General features: G+C 42.3%; 21 protein-coding genes. 17 read left to right on the top strand and 4 right to left on the bottom strand.

The genetic code is table 11. From position 1 onward, the window contains the following. The first annotated feature begins 3 nt into the window (after window positions 1–3). The 17 genes from GKC25_RS14850 to GKC25_RS14770 all read left to right on the top strand — a co-directional run bounded on the left by GKC25_RS14850 (window position 4) and on the right by GKC25_RS14770 (window position 18387). Window positions 4–726 carry a response regulator transcription factor gene (locus GKC25_RS14850; RefSeq protein WP_034659958.1) on the top strand — a complete coding sequence of 241 codons (723 nt, stop codon included), beginning with the start codon at window positions 4–6 and terminating at the stop codon, window positions 724–726. 3 nt (window positions 727–729) lie between these two features. Continuing rightward, entirely contained in the window at window positions 730–2484 is a 1755-nt protein-coding gene (locus GKC25_RS14845; RefSeq protein WP_066030418.1) for a HAMP domain-containing sensor histidine kinase, read from the top strand. Window positions 2485–2621: 137 nt separating this feature from the next. Further along, on the top strand, window positions 2622–4058 hold the full coding sequence (uxaC, locus tag GKC25_RS14840; protein WP_187704154.1) for a glucuronate isomerase: 1437 nt from the start codon (window positions 2622–2624) through the stop codon (window positions 4056–4058). Between the two features lie 68 nt (window positions 4059–4126). Next, window positions 4127–5137 carry a LacI family DNA-binding transcriptional regulator gene (locus tag GKC25_RS14835; protein WP_034659952.1) on the top strand — a complete coding sequence of 337 codons (1011 nt, stop codon included), beginning with the start codon at window positions 4127–4129 and terminating at the stop codon, window positions 5135–5137. Between the two features lie 59 nt (window positions 5138–5196). Then, window positions 5197–6654, top strand: a complete 1458-nt coding sequence (locus GKC25_RS14830; RefSeq protein WP_342689839.1) for a tagaturonate reductase — start codon at window positions 5197–5199, stop codon at window positions 6652–6654. Beyond that, a complete protein-coding gene (locus tag GKC25_RS14825) occupies window positions 6651–8144 on the top strand; it encodes a UxaA family hydrolase (RefSeq protein ID WP_187704152.1) in 1494 nt (497 codons plus the stop codon). The genes GKC25_RS14830 and GKC25_RS14825 overlap by 4 nt, the downstream gene beginning before the upstream one ends. A gap of 20 nt (window positions 8145–8164) precedes the next feature. Beyond that, window positions 8165–9553: a glycoside hydrolase family 28 protein gene (locus GKC25_RS14820; RefSeq protein ID WP_034660694.1), complete on the top strand. Its 1389-nt coding sequence runs from the start codon at window positions 8165–8167 to the stop codon at window positions 9551–9553. Between the two features lie 176 nt (window positions 9554–9729). Next, the gene (locus GKC25_RS14815; RefSeq protein WP_187704151.1) at window positions 9730–10680 is read left to right on the top strand and encodes an ABC transporter substrate-binding protein; all 951 of its coding nucleotides are present in this window, start codon (window positions 9730–9732) and stop codon (window positions 10678–10680) included. Further along, complete coding sequence (locus GKC25_RS14810) at window positions 10646–11704, top strand: FecCD family ABC transporter permease (protein ID WP_187704150.1); 1059 nt, start codon at window positions 10646–10648, stop codon at window positions 11702–11704. The genes GKC25_RS14815 and GKC25_RS14810 overlap by 35 nt, the downstream gene beginning before the upstream one ends. Further along, on the top strand, window positions 11701–12987 hold the full coding sequence (locus GKC25_RS14805; protein ID WP_187704149.1) for a heme ABC transporter ATP-binding protein: 1287 nt from the start codon (window positions 11701–11703) through the stop codon (window positions 12985–12987). The genes GKC25_RS14810 and GKC25_RS14805 overlap by 4 nt, the downstream gene beginning before the upstream one ends. 124 nt (window positions 12988–13111) lie before the next feature. Beyond that, window positions 13112–13681, top strand: coding sequence for a cob(I)yrinic acid a,c-diamide adenosyltransferase (locus GKC25_RS14800; protein WP_034659943.1), 570 nt, complete (start codon window positions 13112–13114; stop codon window positions 13679–13681). A gap of 166 nt (window positions 13682–13847) precedes the next feature. After that, the gene (locus tag GKC25_RS14795) at window positions 13848–14240 is read left to right on the top strand and encodes a membrane protein (RefSeq protein ID WP_034659942.1); all 393 of its coding nucleotides are present in this window, start codon (window positions 13848–13850) and stop codon (window positions 14238–14240) included. Window positions 14241–14255: 15 nt separating this feature from the next. After that, on the top strand, window positions 14256–14918 hold the full coding sequence (liaH, locus tag GKC25_RS14790; RefSeq protein ID WP_034659941.1) for a stress responsive protein LiaH: 663 nt from the start codon (window positions 14256–14258) through the stop codon (window positions 14916–14918). Between the two features lie 111 nt (window positions 14919–15029). Then, complete coding sequence (gene liaG / locus GKC25_RS14785) at window positions 15030–15899, top strand: LiaG family protein (protein WP_034659940.1); 870 nt, start codon at window positions 15030–15032, stop codon at window positions 15897–15899. Window positions 15900–15902: 3 nt separating this feature from the next. Continuing rightward, window positions 15903–16694: a cell wall-active antibiotics response protein LiaF gene (liaF, locus tag GKC25_RS14780; RefSeq protein WP_187704148.1), complete on the top strand. Its 792-nt coding sequence runs from the start codon at window positions 15903–15905 to the stop codon at window positions 16692–16694. Next, entirely contained in the window at window positions 16691–17755 is a 1065-nt protein-coding gene (gene liaS, locus GKC25_RS14775) for a two-component system sensor histidine kinase LiaS (protein ID WP_034659938.1), read from the top strand. Before liaF ends, liaS begins: the two co-directional genes overlap by 4 nt. Beyond that, window positions 17752–18387: a response regulator gene (locus tag GKC25_RS14770; protein ID WP_034659937.1), complete on the top strand. Its 636-nt coding sequence runs from the start codon at window positions 17752–17754 to the stop codon at window positions 18385–18387. The genes liaS and GKC25_RS14770 overlap by 4 nt, the downstream gene beginning before the upstream one ends. A gap of 47 nt (window positions 18388–18434) precedes the next feature. Here the strand turns inward: GKC25_RS14770 and GKC25_RS14765 are convergent, their stop codons facing one another. Genes GKC25_RS14765 through GKC25_RS14750 form a run of 4 tightly spaced genes read right to left on the bottom strand, consistent with a single transcriptional unit; the run spans window position 18435 to window position 22464 of the window. Beyond that, on the bottom strand, window positions 18435–18803 hold the full coding sequence (locus GKC25_RS14765; RefSeq protein WP_034659936.1) for a hypothetical protein: 369 nt from the start codon (window positions 18801–18803) through the stop codon (window positions 18435–18437). A gap of 40 nt (window positions 18804–18843) precedes the next feature. Next, a complete protein-coding gene (locus tag GKC25_RS14760) occupies window positions 18844–19962 on the bottom strand; it encodes a Ger(x)C family spore germination protein (protein WP_187704147.1) in 1119 nt (372 codons plus the stop codon). Then, window positions 19959–21053 carry a GerAB/ArcD/ProY family transporter gene (locus GKC25_RS14755; protein WP_034659933.1) on the bottom strand — a complete coding sequence of 365 codons (1095 nt, stop codon included), beginning with the start codon at window positions 21051–21053 and terminating at the stop codon, window positions 19959–19961. The genes GKC25_RS14760 and GKC25_RS14755 overlap by 4 nt, the downstream gene beginning before the upstream one ends. Further along, a complete protein-coding gene (locus GKC25_RS14750; protein WP_034659932.1) occupies window positions 21040–22464 on the bottom strand; it encodes a spore germination protein in 1425 nt (474 codons plus the stop codon). The genes GKC25_RS14755 and GKC25_RS14750 overlap by 14 nt, the downstream gene beginning before the upstream one ends. Window positions 22465–22475: the final 11 nt, after the last annotated feature.

Raw genomic sequence — 22475 nt, 5'->3', positions numbered from 1 at the left:
TGCGTGGAAACAGCAAAAATATTGATTGCAGATGACGAAGAAGCAATTGTAAAAATGGTTGAACGCGTATTAAAAAAAGAAGGATTCAAGCATATTTATAAAGCCTACCATGCAGATGAAGCATTAGATGTTGTCAAAAACGAGGACATCCACCTCTTACTTCTAGATGTGATGATGCCCGGTAAGTCTGGCTTTGATGTTCTTCCTGAAATGAGAAAATATACGAAAGCACCCATTTTCTATTTAACTGCAAGAACGTCTGATGTAGATAAACTGACCGGCTTTGCGCAGGGGGCAGATGATTACATTACAAAGCCATTTAATCCGCTAGAGCTTGTGGCTAGAATTAAGGCTCACTTAAACCGAACATATATCTCCTTACAGGAAGAGCAAGAAGAGGCTCAAAACCAATATGAATATGCCCATTTCTCATATCATCCTCATTCAGCCGAACTGAAAGTGAGAGGAGAGATGACGGCATGCTCAGCTCAGCTTCTATCCTTGCTGAAGTACTTTTGTGATCATCCGAATGTGGTTCTTTCAAAAGATCAAATCTATGAGAAAGTATGGGGCGTCCCGTCGTATGGTGATAACAACACCGTCATGGTTCATATTCGAAAGCTGAGAGAAAAGATTGAATTAGATCCAAGTCAGCCTGAATATATTGTGACCATCCGTGGTATGGGATATAAATTTATTCCGCACCCTGTGAAGGTTCTTAATTAATTCATGAATTTACGAACAAAACTTTTCTTTCACTTTGTCGGACAGATGTTTATCGTCATTGCGATTCTGCTGATCGGGAATACGTTTACTGAGAATCTATATTATAAAAAATACTATGAGAATATGACCGAAACTGGTTTAACAAAGGCTGATGGGGACACACTCATGAGCTGGCTCTATTTTAACGAGGATGGCAAAATGGAAGCCGAAGATCAACTCAAGCAAGCAGTGAAAAAACGTGACGGCTGGCTGCAAGTGATTGATTCAAAAAAACATAACGTATATAGCTATCACCTTCCTAAAAATATTCCGACATCCTATCAAAAGGATGAAATGATCAAGATCTTTGAAAAAAGACAATTTAAAGATTACAAGATGTACTTCTGGCCAATTGAGATTGATCAAGAAAGCTTTATCGTGTTATATGGGTTCAAAACGAACAGCACAAAGGTAGCCAATTATCTTAAGCAGCATGAGAAAAATCTGGCTGCACTTTCTCAATATTCGCTTGAAACGATAGAATTCTTGAAAAGAATGAATGGATCGGTACACCTGTTTAATGAAGAAGGAAAATACTTAAAAGGCATTCGAGCCAAAAACGATTTGAAACATAACGTAACAGATGTTGAATTGCTTAAGTACCAATCGAAGCCTTGGGAGTTTAGAAGTGACCTATCTTATATCAGAGTGAATAAAAGTCTATATTTGATCGTTTCGGTACCAAACAAAGTATATAGTCCAGACGAATTGTATGATAAAGAGACAGATGCTTTAAATCAATATAGAACCATCTTGATTGCAGGTCTTGCACTCACTATTATTATCGTCATGACATTATGGTACTCGTATCGCTATGGTCTGCCGATCTATCACATTATCCGCTGGCTGATTTTCTTATCTAGAAATAAATTGCAGGAACCAACAAATAGAAAAGGAATTCCAATCAGTAAAAATAAAAAAGGTCGTATTAAGCGGGAATACCGATTATTTGAGGATATCCTAAAAACAATGGATCAGCTCACGCTTACATTAAAAGAGAATGAAGCAAACCGAAGAAAAATTCAAACCACAAGGGAAGAATGGATTGCAGGATTGTCGCATGATTTGAAAACACCTCTTAGTACGATTTACGGTTATGGGCTCATGCTTGAATCTGATCAATATCAATGGTCCAAGGAAGAAGTCATGGAAATGGGACAGGTGATTCGTGAGAAATCAGAATACATGTCGACCTTGATTGAGGATTTAAACCTCACGTACAGATTGAAAAATGGGGCCTTGCCTATTAATCGAAAGCCGGTCGAGCTGGGTGAATTTTTAGCCTCTATTATGGACGAGTTTTCAAGAAGCTCCTTTTCTGAGGATTTTTCATCCTCTTTTGAAGATCAAACAAACGGTGTCATGTTTGAGATCGACAAAGCCTGGTTCAGACGAGTGATTGAGAACCTGCTGGCGAATGCAGTCAAGCATAACCAAAAAGGCACTCATATTACAGCTGTTTTATCTGAAACAAATGAAGAAGTTCGGATCGAAATGAAAGACAACGGATGCGGAATGGCACAAGAAACGGTAGATCACTTATTTAACCGCTACTACAGAGGGACAAATACAAATGACCCAACGAATGGAACAGGACTTGGGCTGGCAATAGCAAAAGAGCTTGTTTTGCTGCATGACGGTGATATTCAAGTGGAAAGCGAACTAGGTGCTGGAACAACTATTGCGATTATCCTAAAAAAATCACCTTCTGTAAAATAGGCAAAAAACGATTTTCCTTTCTTAAGGAGATCGTTTTTTCCTGTTTTAGGATTGAAATCAACTTTGTAAACGATTACAATTAAATTGTTAACGTGAACAAATTATTTTTCATACGATAAGAGGGATGGGGGAGTTTGATGAGAGCCTTTTTAGATGAGCAGTTTTTACTAAACAGTCCAACGGCGGAAAAGCTTTACTATGAGTTTGCAAAGGACCTTCCAATTATAGATTACCATTGTCATTTAAGTCCTAAAGACATCTATGAAAATAAAACCTTCCAAAATATCACCGAAGCATGGCTTTATGGAGATCATTACAAATGGCGTGCCATGAGAGCAAATGGCATCCCTGAAACGCACATTACGGGGGATGCATCAGATCATGAGAAATTTTTGGCGTGGGCGAAGACCGTACCCATGACCATTGGAAATCCACTCTATCACTGGACTCATCTAGAGCTGAGACGATATTTTGAAGCCGAAGACCTATTAAACGAAAAAAACGCAGACATTATTTGGCGGAAAGTCAATGAAAAGCTGCAAGGAGAGGGATTTGGTGCGAGGGACTTCATTGTGAAATCAAACGTTGAAACCGTTGTGACAACAGATGATCCGGTCGATTCGCTTCACTATCATCAAAAACTGCGGGAAGAGGAATTCTCTGTACAAGTGCTCCCAGGGTTTCGACCTGATAAAGCACTCGATATAGCGAATGATCTGTTTGCAAAATATGTTCACGAGCTGGCAGAGGTTTCAGCTACTCCAATACAATCCTACCAAGACTTCTTAAAAGCACTCCGTGCAAGAATTGATTTCTTCCATGAACACGGCTGTTTGATCTCAGATCATGCTATAAATGAAATGACATATGAAGAAACGACAGAAGAAGAAGTGGAGACCATCTTTCATAAAAGAATGTCTGGTCATCCATTGACGGAAGAAGAGAAGATCAAGTTTAAAACAGAGACATTCATTATGCTAGGTCAGGCATACTGTGAGCGTGGCTGGGCGATGCAGCTTCATATCAATGCGCTTAGAAACAACAATACAAAAATGTTTGAGCGGCTCGGACCAGATACGGGGTATGATGCGATGAATGATGAGGACATTGCAAAGCCGCTTTGCCGAATATTAGATCGTTTAGAACAAGAAGATGCTTTGCCAAACACCATTCTCTATTCCTTGAATCCTAGGGACAATGTGGTGATATCAACATTGGCTGGAAGCTTTCAAGACGGGAAGACACCGGGGAAGATGCAGCACGGCACAGCCTGGTGGTTTAATGATACGAAGCAAGGAATGACAGAGCAGATGATGGCTCTTTCCAGTATTGGACTGATCAGCCGTTTCATCGGGATGCTGACTGATTCACGAAGCTTTTTGTCGTATACAAGGCATGAATATTTCCGAAGACTGCTTTGTGATATCATCGGAGATTGGGTAGAAAAAGGAGAAGTCCCCTATGACCTTGAGCTGTTAGGGGGGATCGTGAAAGGAATCAGCTATGAAAATGCCAAGCAATATTTTCAATTTGACCGGGCAAAGCAGCTCCAGCATCAAAGTAAAATCACATGAGGAAAAAGGTAAGAAAATGAAAGCGGTTTTATGATAAGATGGAAAAAAATCATAAAAGGCGGAATAGCATGACAGTCACAATTAAAGACATAGCAAAATTGGCAAACGTCTCTCATACTACGGTATCAAGGGCTTTGAATAATAGTCCTTTTATTAAAGAGAAGACAAAACAAAAGATTTTGTCGATTGCAAAACAGCTGAATTATTCACCGAATGTCCATGCCAGAGGCCTTGTATCACAAAAATCGTTTACAATCGGTCTGTTTTTTACGAGTTTAACAGAAGGCACATCTTCAAGCTTCTTTGTAGATGCGTTAAAGGGCGTCAATAGCGTGATGACTGAGCATTATAATCTGTTTGTAAGGGGAATTGACGACTTTCACGATTACACAACCATTCATAAACAGCGCTACGATGGCATTTTGCTTATGAGTCAAAGCGAGCACGATGAAGCGTTTATCCATCATGTCAAGAAACAGGGCATTCCAATCATTGTGCTGAATCGCCGTGTAGAAAGTAATGAAGTGATGAATATATTAGCAGATGATAGTCAAGGAGCATATCAGGCAGCGCACTATTTCATTCAGCAAGGCCATCATCAAATCGCCATCATTGAAGGAAAAGAAGGCTTTAAATCGACTCAGGAGAGAAAAGCCGGCTTTCTCCAAGCGTTAATTGATCACCATATTCCTATGAAGAAAGAATATATGATCACAGGTGACTACCACATGAAAAGCGGCTATGAATCAATGGAATCCCTGCTGACCCTTGATCATCCGCCAACAGCGCTTTTTTGCTCTAACGATGACATGGCCATTGGTGCGATGAATGCTTTATATGCAAAAGGCAAGACGTGTCCAGGTGATATCTCTATTATCGGTTTTGATGATATAGCATTCTCATCCTACACCACGCCTGCACTGACAACGGTAAAAAAGCCTATCGAAAAAATGTGTGCACTTGGAGCAGAAGCCATCCTATCAGTCATAAACGGTGAAGAGCAGGAAGAAGATCATATGGAAAAAATCTATGTCCACACAGAGCTGATGATCAGAGATTCAGTCAAAAAGGTGCAGTAATCAGCACCTTTTAAAGATAAATGTTCACGTGTGCATATCACGAAGAGAGGGGAATCCATTTGAAACGTTTATCAAAAGCCATGTACCCTGTGCCTGAATATCCGGAAACGATTTTACAGATTGGTGAAGGGAATTTTATGCGAGGATTTATTAATTGGCACATCCAGAAGCTGAACGACTGCACAGATTTTAAAGGAAGAGCTGTTGTTGTTCCTCCGCGAAAAGGATCCGTTGCGGCTTTAAATGAACAAGATGGCTTATATACTTTATGTATACAGGGCTATCATGACCAGCAAGAAATGAATGAGCGCATGATCATTCAATCGATCAGCAGAGGAATCAGTACGTATACGGATTACGATGGTTTTTTATACGTAGCTGAAAACCCCGATCTCCGCTTTGTCTTCTCAAACACGACAGAGGCAGGACTTATGCTCAGAAAGGAGGATCGCTTGGAGGATCGACCGCAAGCCAGTTTTCCAGGAAAGCTGACGGCGTTCTTATATCACCGGTTTAAAGCATTTACTGGAGATGAACAAAAAGGGCTGATCATCCTTCCATGTGAACTGGTCGAACTTAACGGTGACCGCTTGAAGGAATATGTGATAGACATGGCAGCTGAGTGGAACCTGCCGCCTGCGTTTATCACATGGATCAAGGAAGCCAACACGTTTTGTAATACGCTTGTGGATCGGATTGTTCCTGGGTTTTCTAAGGAAGCAGCTGAAATTGTCCAAAAGGAAGATGGGTATATCGACGAGTTGCTTGTCACGGCAGAATATTATCACCTCTTTGTTATTGAAGCACCTGCCTTCGTACAAAAAGAGCTTCCCTTTCAAAAAGCAGGATTAAATGTCCTTTTTGTAGAAGATATTGCGCCTTATCGCATGAGCAAGGTACGAATTTTAAATGGTGCACATACAGCAATGGTGCCAATCGCTTACTCATGTGGTATAGAAACTGTAAAAGAAGCTGTGGATGACAAGCATGTTGGTCCGTTCATCCGGCGTATGCTGGAGGAGGAAGTACTGCCAGGGCTTGAGCTCTCTCAAGATGAGCTTCTTCTTTATACACAATCGGTTTGGGATCGTTTTTGCAATCCATTTGTGAAGCATCAATTGCTCGATATTGCGCTCAATGGTATATCCAAGTTCCGAACCCGAGTTCTTCCGTCATTGCTTGATTATGTTGAGCAAAAGAAACAGCTGCCAATGAAACTCGTGTTTTCACTCAGCAGTCTCATTTATTTTTACAGAGCATATGCAGAAAGGATAAAGGATGATGAGACAGTAATGGCATTCATGAAGGAAGCCTGGGAAGGGGAGAACCAATCCAATGAAGCGATCGCAGCCAGGATTCTATCATGTGAGCCATTATGGGGGAGAAATTTAACGGATGTAGATGATTTGAGTCACGCTGTAGCTGATCAGCTTACCTTCATACAGGAGCAAGGGATGAGAGCGGCTGTTCAACGAATGCTGCATCATCAATATGAAAGTCAGGGGGAGAAGGCATGAAAGATTTTATTGTGATTCACCCTTCAGATAATGTCGGTATTGCTTTAAAAGTGCTTGAGCAAGGGGATGAGCTGCGCCATCAAGGACACTCTGTTGTCTTAAAAGAGAACGTTCCCAAAGGTCATAAGTTTGCTTTGGCTGATATCAAGCAAAGAGAGAATATCATGAAATATGGCTACCCCATTGGGCATGCAACGACTGCTATTTCTGCTGGAGAATGGGTGCATACGCATAATATCAAAACCAATCTATCAGGAAAGCTCGATTACGAATACGAGCCTTCATTCACAGACAACCCCTATGAAAAAACGAATCTTACATTTAAAGGATATAAACGAAAAAATGGGGAAAGCGGGATTCGCAATGAGCTTTGGATTGTCCCAACCGTTGGATGCGTGAATGGCATTGCCGATCAAATCATCCAAATATTCACCGCTGAAATGGGCGGAAACATCCATCCGTTTGAAACAGCTCTCGTATTAAAGCACAATTATGGATGCTCCCAGCTTGGGGACGATCATGAAAATACAAAAACCATTTTACAAAATGCCGTGAAGCATCCTAACGCTGGAGGGGTGCTCGTCCTTGGACTTGGTTGTGAAAATAATGATATTGAAGATTTTCAGTCCACATTAGGTGAATATGACCGTGAGAGAGTGAAATTTTTAAGAAGCCAAGAAGTAGGAGATGAGATTGAGACGGGAGTCGCTTTACTCAAGGAAATTTATGATGCGGCGAAAGAAGATCACCGTGAAGAGATCCCGTTATCTGAGCTGAAAATCGGCTTGAAGTGCGGAGGATCAGATGGATTCTCCGGCATTACCGCAAATCCGCTTTTAGGAAGGCTGTCCGATTTTATTGTTGCTCAAGACGGCACGACAGTGTTAACAGAAGTGCCCGAGATGTTTGGAGCTGAAACGATTTTAATGGAGAGAGCGGAATCAGAAGCGACTTTCGACAATATTGTGCAAATGATCAATGACTTTAAACAATACTTCATGGATCATCGACAGCCAGTATATGAAAATCCTTCCCCGGGAAATAAAGCTGGTGGAATTTCGACATTAGAGGATAAATCTCTCGGCTGTACACAAAAAGCAGGGACTTCTGAAATTCAAGATGTATTGAGATACGGGGAATTGCTGAAGCGAAAGGGCCTGAATTTATTAAGTGCGCCAGGTAATGATTTGGTTGCTTCATCCGCACTTGCTGCTTCCGGCTGTCAGTTGGTCCTTTTTACAACAGGCAGAGGGACACCATTTGGTACGTTTGTCCCTACAATGAAAGTCTCGACGAATACAGCCTTATATGAAACAAAAAAGCACTGGATTGACTTTAATGCGGGAGAACTGCTTGAAGATGTACCAGAAGATGTTGTATTAGAAAAATTCATTTCAACTGTCATTGATGTGGCGAGCGGAAAGCTATTAAATCATGAAAAAAACAATTTTAGAGAGCTGGCTATTTTCAAAACAGGTGTCACACTTTAAGGCGACTGGGGGATGAGAACGTGTTTAAAATGCGGGATTTGATGTATATCACAGCAGGAACGGTACTCACAGGAATCGGACTCACGCGTTTAGCAAGGCAAGAGAAGAAAGACAAAAAAGCAAACGGAATCGATCAAGTGTTAAAGCAGATAAAAGCGCCGCTGTTCCCTGATCGTGAATTTAATGTGGTTCATTATGGTGCAGATGGGAAAGGGATAGAGCTTTCAACAGATGCTATCCAGTCTGCGATTGATGATGCGCACCGTTTGAAAGGGGGACGTGTGCTGATTCCAGAAGGGACGTTTGTGACAGGTGCTCTAGAATTGAAGAGTCATGTAGAGCTGCATTTGCATGAGAAAGCCTATGTGGCATTCAGCCAAGATCCAAAGGATTATCTGCCGATTGTACTGACAAGATATGAAGGGATTGAGCTTTATAATTATTCACCTCTCATTTATGCACACCATGCAGAAAATATCGCCATCACAGGAGCTGGAACGCTTGATGGCAGAGGGGATGAACATCATTGGTGGCCTTGGAAGTATGGCACGAATGGCCAGCCGTCTCAGGACCGGGATCGGCAGCTTCTATTTGAAATGGCTGAAAAGAGGATACCAGTAGAAGAAAGAGTGTTTGGAGAAGGCCATTATTTAAGGTCAAGCTTTATCCAGCCCTACCAATGCCAGCAAGTTCTCATTGAAGGAGTGACAGTGAAGGATTCACCGATGTGGCAAATTCATCCTGTGCTAAGTGAAAATGTCATCGTCCGTGGAGTCCATATCATCGGGCATGGACCAAATACAGATGGTGTTAATCCGGAGTCTTGCCGGAATGTGCTCATTGAAGATTGTTATTTTGATAATGGAGACGATTGTATTGCCATCAAATCTGGCAGAAACGAGGACGGGCGGAGAATAGGGGTTTCATCTGAAAACATTGTCATTCGTAGAAATGAGATGCGTGATGGACACGGCGGAGTGACGATCGGGAGTGAAATCTCTGGCGGGGTCAGGTATGTATATGCAGAGAATAATGTAATGGATAGTCCGAACCTTGACCGGGCACTGCGTATTAAAACCAACTCTGTCAGAGGCGGTACCATTGAACATATTTACTTTAAAAACAACACAGTCAAAAGCTTAAAGCATGAAGTGGTCTGTATCGACATGATGTATGAGGAAGGGGATGCGGGTCCACATCGTCCTGTTGTGCGTCATATTGAAGTAGAAGGATTGAAAAGCAGCGGCGGACGATATGGTGTGAAAATAGCCGCCTACTCACATTCCCCCGTTACACACTTCAATATGAAAAATTGTGTCATAGATCATGTGACGTATCCACTTTCTTTGGAGCATGCAGTATCTCCTTCTTTTCAGAAAGTCGTCATCAATGGGGAACAAATCAATTGATAGATGAGTGAAAAACAGTCTTTTCGGAGGCTGTTTTTCTTTTAGTAAGAACGAAAAAGACGCTTTTAGAAATCACATATACAACCTATCTGCACTGTAGTATAATATTCCCGAAATTAGAAAAGAATTGACGGAAGAGATGTCGTCAAGCAGTACATAAACCAGGGGGTTCATTCATGAAAAAGTTAACGGCCATTTGGCTATCGCTATTGCTTGTGATGGGTGTTTTAGCAGGATGTACAGGTGCTGAGACAGATCATAAAGCAAAGAGTTCACAAAATAACGAAACAGCGGCTGCGGCATTTCCTGTCTCGATTAAAGATGCAGCTGGTAAAACAGTCGAAATCAAAGAGCAGCCTAAGCGTATTGTTTCATTAATTCCAAGTAATACAGAGGTTGCCTATGCGCTTGGTCTTGGCGATAAAATGGTTGGACGATCAGATTTTGACAATTATCCAAAGGAAGTTGAAAAGGTAGAGAAGATTGGCGGACTTGAATTCAATGTCGAGAAGGTCATTTCCTTAAAGCCTGATCTAGTATTAGCTCATGCATCGCAGATGGGATCAAAAGATGGATTTAAACAGCTTGAAGATGCAGGAATTCAAGTACTGACTGTAAATGATGCCACCTCCTTTAAGGATGTGTACAAATCGATCAATATGATCGGTGAAGCAACAGGTGTAAAAGAAGCATCAACAAAGCTTGTAGATGAGATGAAAACAAAATTGAATGACATCAAGAAACAAGCAGAGGCGATCTCCAAAGACGAACAAAAAACAGTCTTTGTCGAAGTATCAGGTGCGCCTGAAATCTATACAACAGGTACAAATACATTTATGGACGAAATGCTTTCTGTTATCCATGCGAAAAATGCTGCTGGCGATCAAACTGGCTGGGTGCAAATGACAGAAGAAGCGATTATCAAACGAAATCCTGATGTGATCGTCACAATTGATGGTTCCAGCTTAGCTGATCTGAAAAAGAGAGACGGCTGGAATGCGATCAAAGCAGTGAAGGAAAAACAAGTCTTTCAATTGAATACGGATCTCGCATCAAGACCGGGACCGCGATTGGTTGAAGGAGTCGAGGCTCTTGCGAAAAGCATCTATCCTGACACGTTCAAATAAATTCATCATCGCATACACACTAAGTGTTTTACTTCTTGTGGTGAGCATTGGAATGGGAATCTCCTTTGGAAGCTTAGGGATTCCCATTCCTTCTATTCTCCGTATATTTGTTCATGAACTATTCGGGGTGCAGATTGGCACAATAGATTCAATTGATCGCAATATTATGATGAATATCCGGCTGCCGAGAGTGATATTAGCGGCACTAGTCGGAGCAGCGCTGTCGTTATCAGGTGCAGCCTTTCAAGGTTTATTAAAAAATCCCCTTGCTGACCCATATACGCTGGGTGTATCTCAAGGGGCATCAGTTGGAGCCGTCGCCACACTATTTTTCAGCTTGCAGCTCCCTTTGCTCGGCAGTTTCACACTGCCTTTTTTCAGTATGGCAACAGCGCTTGTGACCCTATGTCTCGTCCTCTTTTTTGCGCGTCTTGTTCATCGGGGGATGAGCATCTCTTCTTTAATTTTAACAGGGGTGATTTTCAGCTCTTTTTTGGGTGCGCTTATATCATTGATGATTGCTTTAACAGGTGATGATCTAAAAGAGATTATTCATTGGCTACTCGGCAGTGTGTCCATGAGGGGCTGGCGCTATATTGCGCTTTTCCTTCCTTTCTTTCTTGTCGGGACCTTTGCATTAATGCTGATGGGACGAGATTTGAATGTCATGACGTATGGCGAGGAGAAGGCAAAGCTATTAGGTGTTCATGTGAGAAGGAGCAAATATATAGTGCTGCTTGCTGGCTCGATTCTGACTGGTAGTGCGGTAGCGGTGTCAGGGACGATCGGATTTGTGGGACTTGTGATTCCGCATTTTATTCGCCTCTTAGCCATCACAGACCACCGGCACCTCCTGCCTTTGTCTATGCTGAACGGCGCTTCCTTTCTCGTTTTAGCAGATGTGTTATCCCGTACGATCATTGAACCGACTGAATTACCGATTGGCATCATTACTGCGTTAATTGGTGCCCCTGTATTCGGCATCATCCTCATCCGTAAATATAGAGGAGGGACGCATCTATGATTCAAGTGAAGGAAATCAGAGGTGGATATGGAGAGAAAGAGGTCATACGTGGCATCAGCCTTGAGGTAAAGCAAGGAGAATTTCTCGGTATACTTGGTCCAAATGGGAGCGGTAAGTCGACCTTGCTTAAAATGATTTCTGGGATGCTGGCACCTGACAGTGGCGAGGTACGCCTGAGCGGCCAACTGGTTCAATCCTACCGTCCAAAGGCGCTTGCGCAAAAAATGGCTGTTCTACCGCAGAAAACGGACCAAGCCTTCTCATTTACAGTGGAAGAAACAGTTCAATTCGGTCGTTACCCATATCAAAAAGGATGGCTGCAATCTGTTACGCGAGAAGATATGCAGGTCGTAAACAAAGTAATGGAACAAACGGATGTTGCACAATTTAAGGATCAATCCATTCATGAGTTGAGCGGGGGAGAACAGCAGCGTGTGTACTTGGCACAGGCATTAGCCCAGCAGCCTGAATATTTATTGCTGGATGAACCAACCAGTTTTCTTGATTTGGCCTATCAAAAAGACTTGCTTGATTTAATTAAAGAAGAGACCACTTCCTCTAGGCTGACGGTGATCGGCGTGTTTCATGATGTGAACATCGCCAGTTTATATTGTGACCGGCTGCTGCTGCTTGATGAAGGAAAGACGGAAATGATAGGACTGCCGCATCACGTCTTGACGCCTGAGCGAATCAACCGTGTGTATGAAACAGAGGTAACGCCGCTCCAACACCCGCGAAGAGCAAACCCTCAGCTGATCATTGAGCCTGCGGGGGCTTCTATAGCATCAAATACAAAGTTAGCGGATGGCTGGAAAACGTATGGCTCAGAAGGAATGACGTTTTCCCTCAAACAGCCGCTCCGCGTCCTTTCCTCACATCAGAAAAGGGGCGGCTTCTTTTGGAAAAGATCTCTCAGAACAGGAACTGAGATACTTCGTGACGAGCTGGATGATTGTGAAGGAATATTGTTTTACGACCAACCGAGTGGACCAAACCAATTTGCTGCTGAAGACACAGAAAACGACATGGTGCTTTACGGCATGCGTCATCAAGAAGAGCTGACCATTTGGCTTGTACTGAAAGAATCTTTATCAGACGGATCGTCTGTTCAGCTCATGGGGCAGCTTGCCCACATGATTAAACAGGAGACGAGCATGTCCATTCATCATCTTTGTATCGCTGCTGCCAATATGAAAGAAACAGAAGATGATAAGCATTTACACGAAAGATTAAGGCAGAAAGTGCACCGTCTTCTTTATACACTGAATGCCATTCAAAAGTGAACCAAGGGGTTCGCTTTTTTTGTTTATGATGCGATGAAAATCACAGTGCTTTAGTTAAACAAATACATCATTTCCACTTCAGGTTATACTAAAAGGACAAAGCAATAGACTAGGAGGAAAACCGATGAAACTTTATACAAAAACAGGGGATCAAGGTCAAACAGGCTTGATCGGCGGGAGAGCCGATAAGGATGATGTGAGAGTAGAGGCATACGGCACGTTAGATGAGGCGAATAGCTTCATTGGACTCGCACATGCAAATTTACGTCAGCATGGCGAATTGTTTCAAGACATTTTGTCAGAGCTGATTGTGATACAGCACGAGCTCTTTGACTGCGGCGGTGATTTGGCAGCAGTCAAACCACGGAAAGAAGGCAAATTAACTGATGCTTCTGTAGCAGTCCTTGAACAAAGAATGGATGTCTATGTAGAAGAAGCCACGCCTCTCACAAAGTTTATTTTGCCGGGCGGCCAGGAAGGCGCTGCTCTCTTACATGTGGCGCGGACAGTCGTCAGAAGAGCAGAGAGGCATATTGTGACGCTTGCGAAGCAGGAGGAGATTCCACCGGTTACACTCACCTATGTGAACCGTCTATCCGACTATTTATTTGCAGCCGCACGAGTCGTGAATCATCGGCTCGGTGAAGCTGATGTTGAATATGAACGAAGCGCAGACGTGTTTCGGTCTAAATAAAGAAAAGCACTCTTCGAATGAGAAGAGTGCTTTTTTATTGGGTTCTATCGCTTAGTCTGAGTGAAGTTACGACTCTGGTCGCAATGAAAGATCAATCTGCGACACGTTTTGCCAGCTCTCTTTTTTGACTAAAGTAAAAGCAAGGAGCAAGAAAGGAGGCATGAAGATGAAAATAACAAGTAAAACCATCATCGGTTCGATTTTAATGTTTGTCGGTCTATCCATCTTCTTCGGTGGTTCACTAGGAGGGCTGATCCCGATTCTGATTGGGGCGTGGCTCATCTATGTAGGTGTAAAGAAATATGAGAAAGGCAGTCAAACCTTCGGTGTCATTCTAGCGGTCATTGGTGTACTGATTGTTGTGCAATCTCTGCCATTTATCCTTGGAATCGCATTGGCTGGAGGGCTTCTCTACTTCGGCTGGACAATGATCAATGGTGAACAGGCAAAAGAATCATCAAGCAGATCATATATGGAGCCAAACACGGCACCGAAAATGGAAGAACCTATTCACACGTCATTTGATCAAGAATGGGAAGACTTTTTAAAGAAAAAATAAGAGGAGGAATATCAAATGGTATTCAGAAGAGTAAGAGATATGTTTGTTGCAACGGTCAATGAAGGCTTAGATAAATTGGAGAATCCGCGTGTCATGCTGAATCAGTACGTTCGTGATATGGAGGACGATATTGCCAAAGCGAAACATGCGATCATCAAACAGCAAACGATTCAACAAGGCTTCCTGCACAAAGCAGAAGAGACAGAAGCATTTGCTGATAAAAGAAAGAAGCAGGCTGAGCTGGCATTTCATGCAGGAGAAGAAGAATTAGCACGAAAAGCGCTCACAGAAATGAAGTATTTTGAAGAAAAGCACCAGGAATATCAGGAAGCTTATCAGCACTCTGTGAAACAATTGAAAGAGCTGAAAGAGCAATTGCAGCAGTTAGAAACGAAGCTGCGTGATATTAAAGACAAGAAGCAGGCTCTGATTGCAAGAGCAAATGCTGCACAGGCAAAGCAGCATATGAACGAATCCATGAACAAAGTAGATAGTGAAAGTGCATATAAGGAATTTCTTCGAATGGAGAACCGTATCGAAGAAATGGAGACAAAAGCGGGCAGCTATGCACAATTTGCCGATCAAGGAGCATATGCTCATCTAGACTATGCGGATGAGGTTGAAAAAGAATGGCAGAAGCTCAAGCTGGAGAAGAAGCCTGAGCAGCAAGCAAACTAAGGAATCGATGTCAGATCGGAAGAAAAGCAGGATTTTTCTTCCGATATTTGATTTCTTTCTGTTTCGCTTTTCCTTATAATGAAAAGGTCAGAAGATAAAAGGATGGTACGAATGAAGCGGTTAATCGGTCTAATTTGTATACTTGTAGGTGTCTTTTTAATGATTGGGATGCTTTTCAAAAATGAAGATCTCTTTCATTTGAGTTTCTCCCGTGAAAAAGCAGTCACAACAGCTTCAGCGAAAAAAGATGAAATTGATCAATTAGATATCTCTCTTTCTGGGTTTCGCGTGAAGGTAAAGCCTGAAAATCGTTCCGATATTTCCGTGATTGTCGTTAATGGAAAAGGGAAAATGTATGCGGACCAAACAGGCAGTACATTCAACGTCCGTGCTGAAAATAAAGGATTCTTATTTTTCTCCTCATTTGAAAAAGGAGAGCTCTTAGTCAAAATTCCAACAGATTATCATAAAAATGTGAAGATTACAGGTGGAAGCGGGGTCAGTGAGGTGGATGGTGAAGGGAAGCTGTCTCTTCAAGATGTGACGCTCAAATCAACAAGCGGAAACCTCAAAGCCGAGAATTTTTCAGCAAAAAATGTAGAAATCAAAGCGACATCGGGCAGACTCTCCGTGTCTCAAATCGATGCGAAAAATAGTGATATTGGGGCAACCTCGGGACGTGCCGATATTAAAGATGTCAAAGGGGAGCTGCAACTAGGCATGACAAGCGGTAGATTAACGGCAAGTTTTGATACCATTGCATCACCTGTCTCCTTCCATATGACATCAGGCAGTGCAAAACTTAACCTGCCGGATGAAGGAGACTTTAACGTCCAAGTGAAAAAAACAAGTGGAAGTGTCGATCACTCCTATCACTTTGATCAAGCGGATAGTGAAGGGCGAGGCTTTAAAGGCACGCGGGGAAAAGGAACACACTTAGTCGATATTGAAATGACAAGTGGAAACTTAAAGCTGCGGTAATGAATGGAAGAAAGGAAGGAGGCGAGTCAACTGCGTTTTTCAAGGAATCAAATTTTAGGCATCATTGTCGTGATTTTTGGTATTAATCTATTTCTCAAAATTATTGGGATCGGAGCCGATTTGTTTTGGCCTGTATTTTTTGCGCTGGCTGGCTATTGGCTGCACTCAAGATCCAAACGTTGGCTCGGTTCAGTTTCCTATATTTTTGCCGGCTTTCTCTTTTTAAAATTCCTGCTCAATATTACATTTAGTCTCACAGGATATTTATTTGCGGCCTTTTTGATATATGCCGGCTATCGCTTATTGAAGAATAAACCTGTTTTTGATGTCGATAAAAAGGAAGCATCGGACGATGGAAAGCCTTCACTGAAAGTCAATCTTGATAAAGAGAGCGAGCAAAAGAAAACAAAGAGCCAGACAAAGCCGCGCAAAGAGCATGACTTTTTTATCGGTGAAGTCAGGCTGATGAAAAAGCCGTTTCAATTAAGTGATTTGACGATTTCAGGGTTTATCGGGGATGTCAAAATCGACTTATCAAAGGCCATTATCGCAGAAGAAGAGAGCACGATCGTGATTAGCGGGCTCATCGGAGATGTGGATATTTACGTACCGCAGGATATTGAAGTATGTGTGAGTGCTTCAGCTGCAATTGGTGATATGAAAATTATTGATGAAAAAAGAAGCGGATTCGGCAGTAAAGTGTATGTGATGACCAACAATTACGATGAGAGCAAACGAAAAGTGAAAATCTCCATCTCTTTACTGATTGGAGATGTGGATGTGAGATACTTATGAGGAAACTCCATCTAGGTATCCAGTGGCAATCTATTCGTCTTGGAGTAGGGATCTCGCTTGGTGTTGTCATCATGACGATGCTGCCCATGTTTTTTTATTATCAGCTTGATCCGATGATTCTCCTCTCTACCCGCTGGTTCGGCATTCCGTTTTTTTGTATTTTACTGATCATTAGTCTTGTCATTGGGGTTTCTGCCTCGCATGTATTTGGCTATCAGCATAAGAAGCGTCTCGATCAGCTTGTAGAGTCGATTTTAAAGTTTGAAAATGGGAACTTTGCATACAGACTGCCGTCTCTTGGCGACGATGAAATTGGCTTAGCGGCAGATCAATTAAATGAAATGGCGAAACGAGTTGAAGGGCAAGTAGCTTCTTTGCAAAAGCTCTCGAATGAACGGGCTGAATGGCAGGTGCAAATGAAGAAATCCGTCGTCTCAGAAGAACGCCAGCGTCTAGCACGAGAACTGCATGATGCGGTCAGCCAGCAGTTGTTTGCGATTTCGATGATGACCTCTGCGATTCTTGAAGGCATGAAGGAAAAGGATGAAAAGATTTTAAAGCAAATGCGCCTAGTCGAACGAATGGCTGGCGATGCACAAAATGAAATGCGTGCGCTTTTGCTTCATCTAAGACCGATCACCCTTGAAGGAAAAGACTTGAAAAAAGGCTTGATTGAACTCCTAAATGAATTTCAAGCAAAGCAGCCGATTGATATTGATTGGGAAATAGAAGATGATGTTCCGCTGTCTAAAGGAGTAGAGGATCACCTCTTCCGAATTGTACAGGAAGCCCTGTCAAATGTGTTCAGGCATGCAAAGGCGACAAAGGTGACGGTACGTCTGCTCATTCGAAATCGGCAGGTGCAGCTGAAGATTATCGACAATGGGATCGGTTTTCAAACAGATCATGTGAAGACAGCTTCCTACGGACTTGAATCGATTCGTGAAAGAACAAGTGAAGTAGGCGGTGTCGCAGAGATTATGTCATTTGAGGGAAAAGGAACACAAATCGATGTGAAGGTCCCCATTTTTGATGAAGGAAAAGGAGAGAACGTTCGATGATTCGAGTACTTTTAATCGACGATCACGAAATGGTGAGAATGGGGCTTGCTGCCTTTTTAGAGGCGCAGGCTGATATTGAAGTCATTGGTGAAGCGTCAGATGGACAAAAAGGTGTAGAGCTTGCGGTTGAATTAAAGCCAGATGTGATTTTAATGGATCTTGTCATGGAAGGAATGGATGGCATCGAAGCAACGAAAAGAATTTGCCAAGAAATTGAAGATGCTCGAATTATCGTTCTGACGAGCTTTATTGACGATGATAAAGTCTATCCAGTGATTGAGGCAGGTGCTTTAAGCTATTTATTAAAAACATCCAAGGCAGGAGAAATTGCGGATGCCATTCGGTCTGCAAGTATCGGCGAACCAAGACTTGAATCAAAAGTGGCTGGAAAGGTCATGAATAAACTCCGTCATTCCTCAAATGGATCGATCCTTCATGATGCATTAACAGCAAGAGAAATGGAAATCTTGAAGCTGATTGCGGATGGAAAATCGAATAAGGTCATTGCCGAGGAACTATTTATTACAATTAAAACAGTGAAGACACACATTACCAACATTCTTTCCAAACTCGATGTAGAAGACCGGACGCAAGCGGCTGTGTATGCGCATCGTCATAAGCTGATTCAATAAAATAAAAAAACAGCTTTCAAATGAAAGCTGCTAGAACATGCGTAAAATTAGTCCTTCTGTCCTGTGATCGGACGTTCGGATAGTTGATGGAGCTCAGGAACTGGAAAAGCCTCCTGCTCCTCGGCCGATTTGTCTTCTAGGGCTTTCTTCATCTCGGATAATAGCTGTACGCTCTCCTTTGCCACTGCTGCTTTTTTCTCCTGCAAACCAATGATCTGTGAAAGTCCGACGAATAAACCGCCTCCAATAAGAAGGAGCGCAGGGGTTTGTCCATAATAAATCACGATCAAAAATGTGCTCGAAAAGCTGTCGGCTTCAATGAAGAAATCTTCTTTTGATTGCATGAATACAACGACTAACAGGAGTATTCCTAGAATCAAAAATAGAATGCCGGCCGAAAGTAAAGCTCGTTTCATGATTGACACCCTTTTTTTCTTACCATTTTAACATACTCTATCAGGATTGTGTTGCGCCCTTAGTCCCGAAGTCACGGATTTTCACATTTGCTTTGTAACGAATATCTGATTCACTAAAAATCTCATCCCAATGTTTTGCTTCTTTTCGAAAGTCCTTTGGGTAGGCAATACTCGCCTTTTGATAAAACCCGCAAATATCTGCTTTGATCTCATGCTGTAATTCCTCGATGAAATCTTTAACGCTTTTCTCTAATCGACGCTTGACAGCGCCTTCGATTTCTCTGAGATACTTTTCATTAAAAGCGTTTTCGCGTTCATTCCAATCCTCAGACAATCGCCCATCAAGCTCCACTGACACATCAAATTGATATTTTCCACTGGCTGATTTATGCGTTTTGATATGGTGCTTGATTTTGAAAATCTCAAAAGAGTAGAGGCTGTGATCATATTCAAATTGTATGACTCCGCCTTCTCCGTCCCCTGTTAACAAATTATATGACTCCACTGCTGACGGAGAGATATTGGTGAGAAATCGTCTATTCTTAATAATAGAGGCACCGTCGAGTATTAATTTTCCTTGATCGACGCTGACTTTCGGAAGAGCAAAAGATACATTGTTTTGCATGGCAGAAGAAATATCTCCTAATGAGACCGTCTTGAACAGGGAAATGGTCGTTTTTCTGTTTTCTGAAAGATCGTATAAGGTCGAAGAGGCTGGCTGTCCGTCGTCATTGATTTTCAGCATGTCCCCAGGTTTCTCAGAGGTCATAAAGACGAGGCTTCCTCTCCGCGTTTCATTGTCTCGAATGAATTGATTAATGACGAGGTCGAAATTATTCTCATTGATGAGCTCCTCAGAAAACAAATACACCCTTAGCTGCTGGGCGAAAATGCGGTGGCTTTTCAGCGCCGTTGTGCGGAAAATTTGATGCATAGAATCCCCGCTTGTTTCAATGATTTTCGTAGGGTCTTTGACGCTTGCTTCCTGATCAATCTTTTGAGGAACGAGGACTTGCATAGACACCTTTAATTTATGTCCTTGGTCCCCTTTATCTACTGCAAACCCAATCGCCATGTTGAGCTCCTCAATATTTGTACTATCCCAGCAACCACTTAATAGAACCAGCATCAAAAGAGCACAAGCTGCCTTCTTTTTCATGCTGTTTTCCGCCTCCTTTTGAAAAAAACGATTATAAATAAGAGAAACGGGAGAATGCCGAACAGCAGGAAAAAGAGGTTGTTCACATAGGTTAAATAATCTCGCACTGTATCGACATCCTTTGGGAAAATCGCTGCAAAGTAAATGACAATTCCCATTAGAGCGACGACTACCTTTTTAGGAAACTTGGTCAGTCTGGATACCCCGATTGCGGCAAAAAATGTATATCCGACAAAGCTTGTATACAGCTGAACCAGCCAAACGATAAGCAAAAATGATTCAATTCGTTCAATAAAAATCCCCTGAATATCAAACGATTGGAATAAGGCAATGGTCGGCCAAGTCAAAGCCGCCGTTTCTTTGACCGTCAGCGCACCTATCACAAGAATATAAGTGAAAATATAAATAATCGCAGGAATCAAAAAGCCGACTGTTCCATAAGCAAAAGTGTGTTTTTGCGTGTTCATATAAGCAGGCATAAACAGCATCATTTCAATGCCGACAAACGATATGGCTGATGCATTAAAGGAATTGAAGACAGGGGAGAACCCCTCTCCTAAAACGGGCCGGAGGTTATCTAACTTAAATTCTTGCAAGCTAAGTCCGTAAGCGACAAATAAGATGATGAGCGTCACAATCAAAATAAAAGGAAAAAGCCTGGCTAAATCACCAATCCCGCCAATCACAAGATAAAAACCAACTATAATAAAGCTGATCATTGTCACCGCTACAGGCGTGTTTTGAAGCAGAAAGAATTTCACCATTTCCGACATCGCTCGTACTTCATAGCTGGCGACGCCAAGAAAATAAATAATAATCAAGAGGTTGGCAAGAGCGCCAATCCATTTTCCAAGCCCCTCGTTCGTATAATCATAATAAGAGGAGAAGGGGACTTTTTTCATCATGAGGACATTTGCAAAAATAAACACAATGTAAATGACACTCACGAGTAAGAGTGCAATCCAGCCGTCAGGTGTAGCCGCAGCCTGAGCCATTGATCTTGGTAGAATCATCATACTTGCGCCTAGTGTTGTATTGGCAATAATGGCACTTGCCTGATAGCTGGTAATCGACTCTTTATGATTGACCATGTCGTTCTCCTTTCTTTTGATTTTTTAAAGGCAATCGAATAATGGAATTGTCTTCGTTTTTATAGCTGAACACAAAATCTGGTGAGAAATAAGGCGTGCCAAAACTTTTTTGCCGCGTGAGATGAGTAAGGAGTACAAGCATAAACAGCACAATCCCATATAAACCAAAGGTAGCCGCAGTAAACATGGACACAAAGCGGAGCACACGAAAGGACATGCCCATCCCATATTGAGGAACAGTAAAGGATGCAAGTGCAATGACACTAACGATAATCACCATGATTGAGCTGACAATATGTGCCTGAACGGCAGCCTGTCCAATGACAACCCCGCCAACAAGTCCGATCGTTTGACCGAGCGGGTTTGGCAGCCTTAAGCCAGCTTCCCGCAGCAGCTCAATGGTTATCTCCATGATGAGTGCCTCGACAATGGGTGAAAACGGGACATTTTCCCTTGTGCTCGAGATCGTAATAGCCAGAGTGGTTGGCAAAAGACCTTGATGGAACGACACAAGCGCAATATAAATGGCTGATAAAAATAACGTCAGAAAGATCGAGGTAAATCTCAGCAAACGAATAAGAGAGGCGGCGATCCATCTTTCATAATAATCATCGGGTGATTGCATAATCGTCGCAAGGGATGCAGGTACAATTAACACAAAAGGTGAATGATCGACAAAGATGGCGACCCGGCCATTATTTAAAGCAGACGCCACTTTATCCGGCCGTTCTGTGTTTTGAATTTGTGGAAAAGGAGAATACACATTGTCTTCAATCAGCTCCTCAAGAACACCAGAGTCTTGTATATCATCAATGGTGACTTGCTTGAGCCGTTTTTTGACTTCCTTTAAAACAGGCACTTGAACGATACCGTCGATGTACATGATGGTCACCTGAGTGTATTTCTGTAGACCAATCTTCATATCGACGGTTTTAAGATCGGGGTTTTTCAAGCGCTGTCTTACAAGCGCTAAATTCGTATTTAAATCTTCAATAAAGCCAATTTTTGGTCCTCTTACGACTGTTTCAGAGGTAGCATCCCCTAAACTGCGTTTCTTCGTTCCATGCGTTTCTAAAATATAAGCATGCTGAAATCCATTAATGAGCACCACGCAATGCCCTTCAAAAATCGCATCGACCAATTGTTCAGAGGTCTTCACCGAACGTGTGGTCATCATCGATAAATTGGATTCCAGCTTCTCTTTTGTGAGAGACGTATGATCTTGGAGAAGCAGCTTCAAAAAGGTTTGAATCTCCATCTTTTCGTTCATTTCTTTTATGTATAAATAGTAAACGACTTGCCCGTGAGGCAGCGTTTTTTTCTCATGAACCAAATCGTCCATTTCCTTTAATTGCGGGAGAATGACGGAGAGATTATCGTATAAGTGCTCTTTCAATGGAGTCTGATTCAAAAGGATCACCC

The organism is Bacillus pumilus, from assembly GCF_038738535.1.
In the GTDB taxonomy this organism is placed as follows: Bacteria; Bacillota; Bacilli; order Bacillales; family Bacillaceae; genus Bacillus.
Note: the sequence above shows the minus strand (reverse complement) of the source record. Positions and strands in the feature narration are given on the sequence as shown.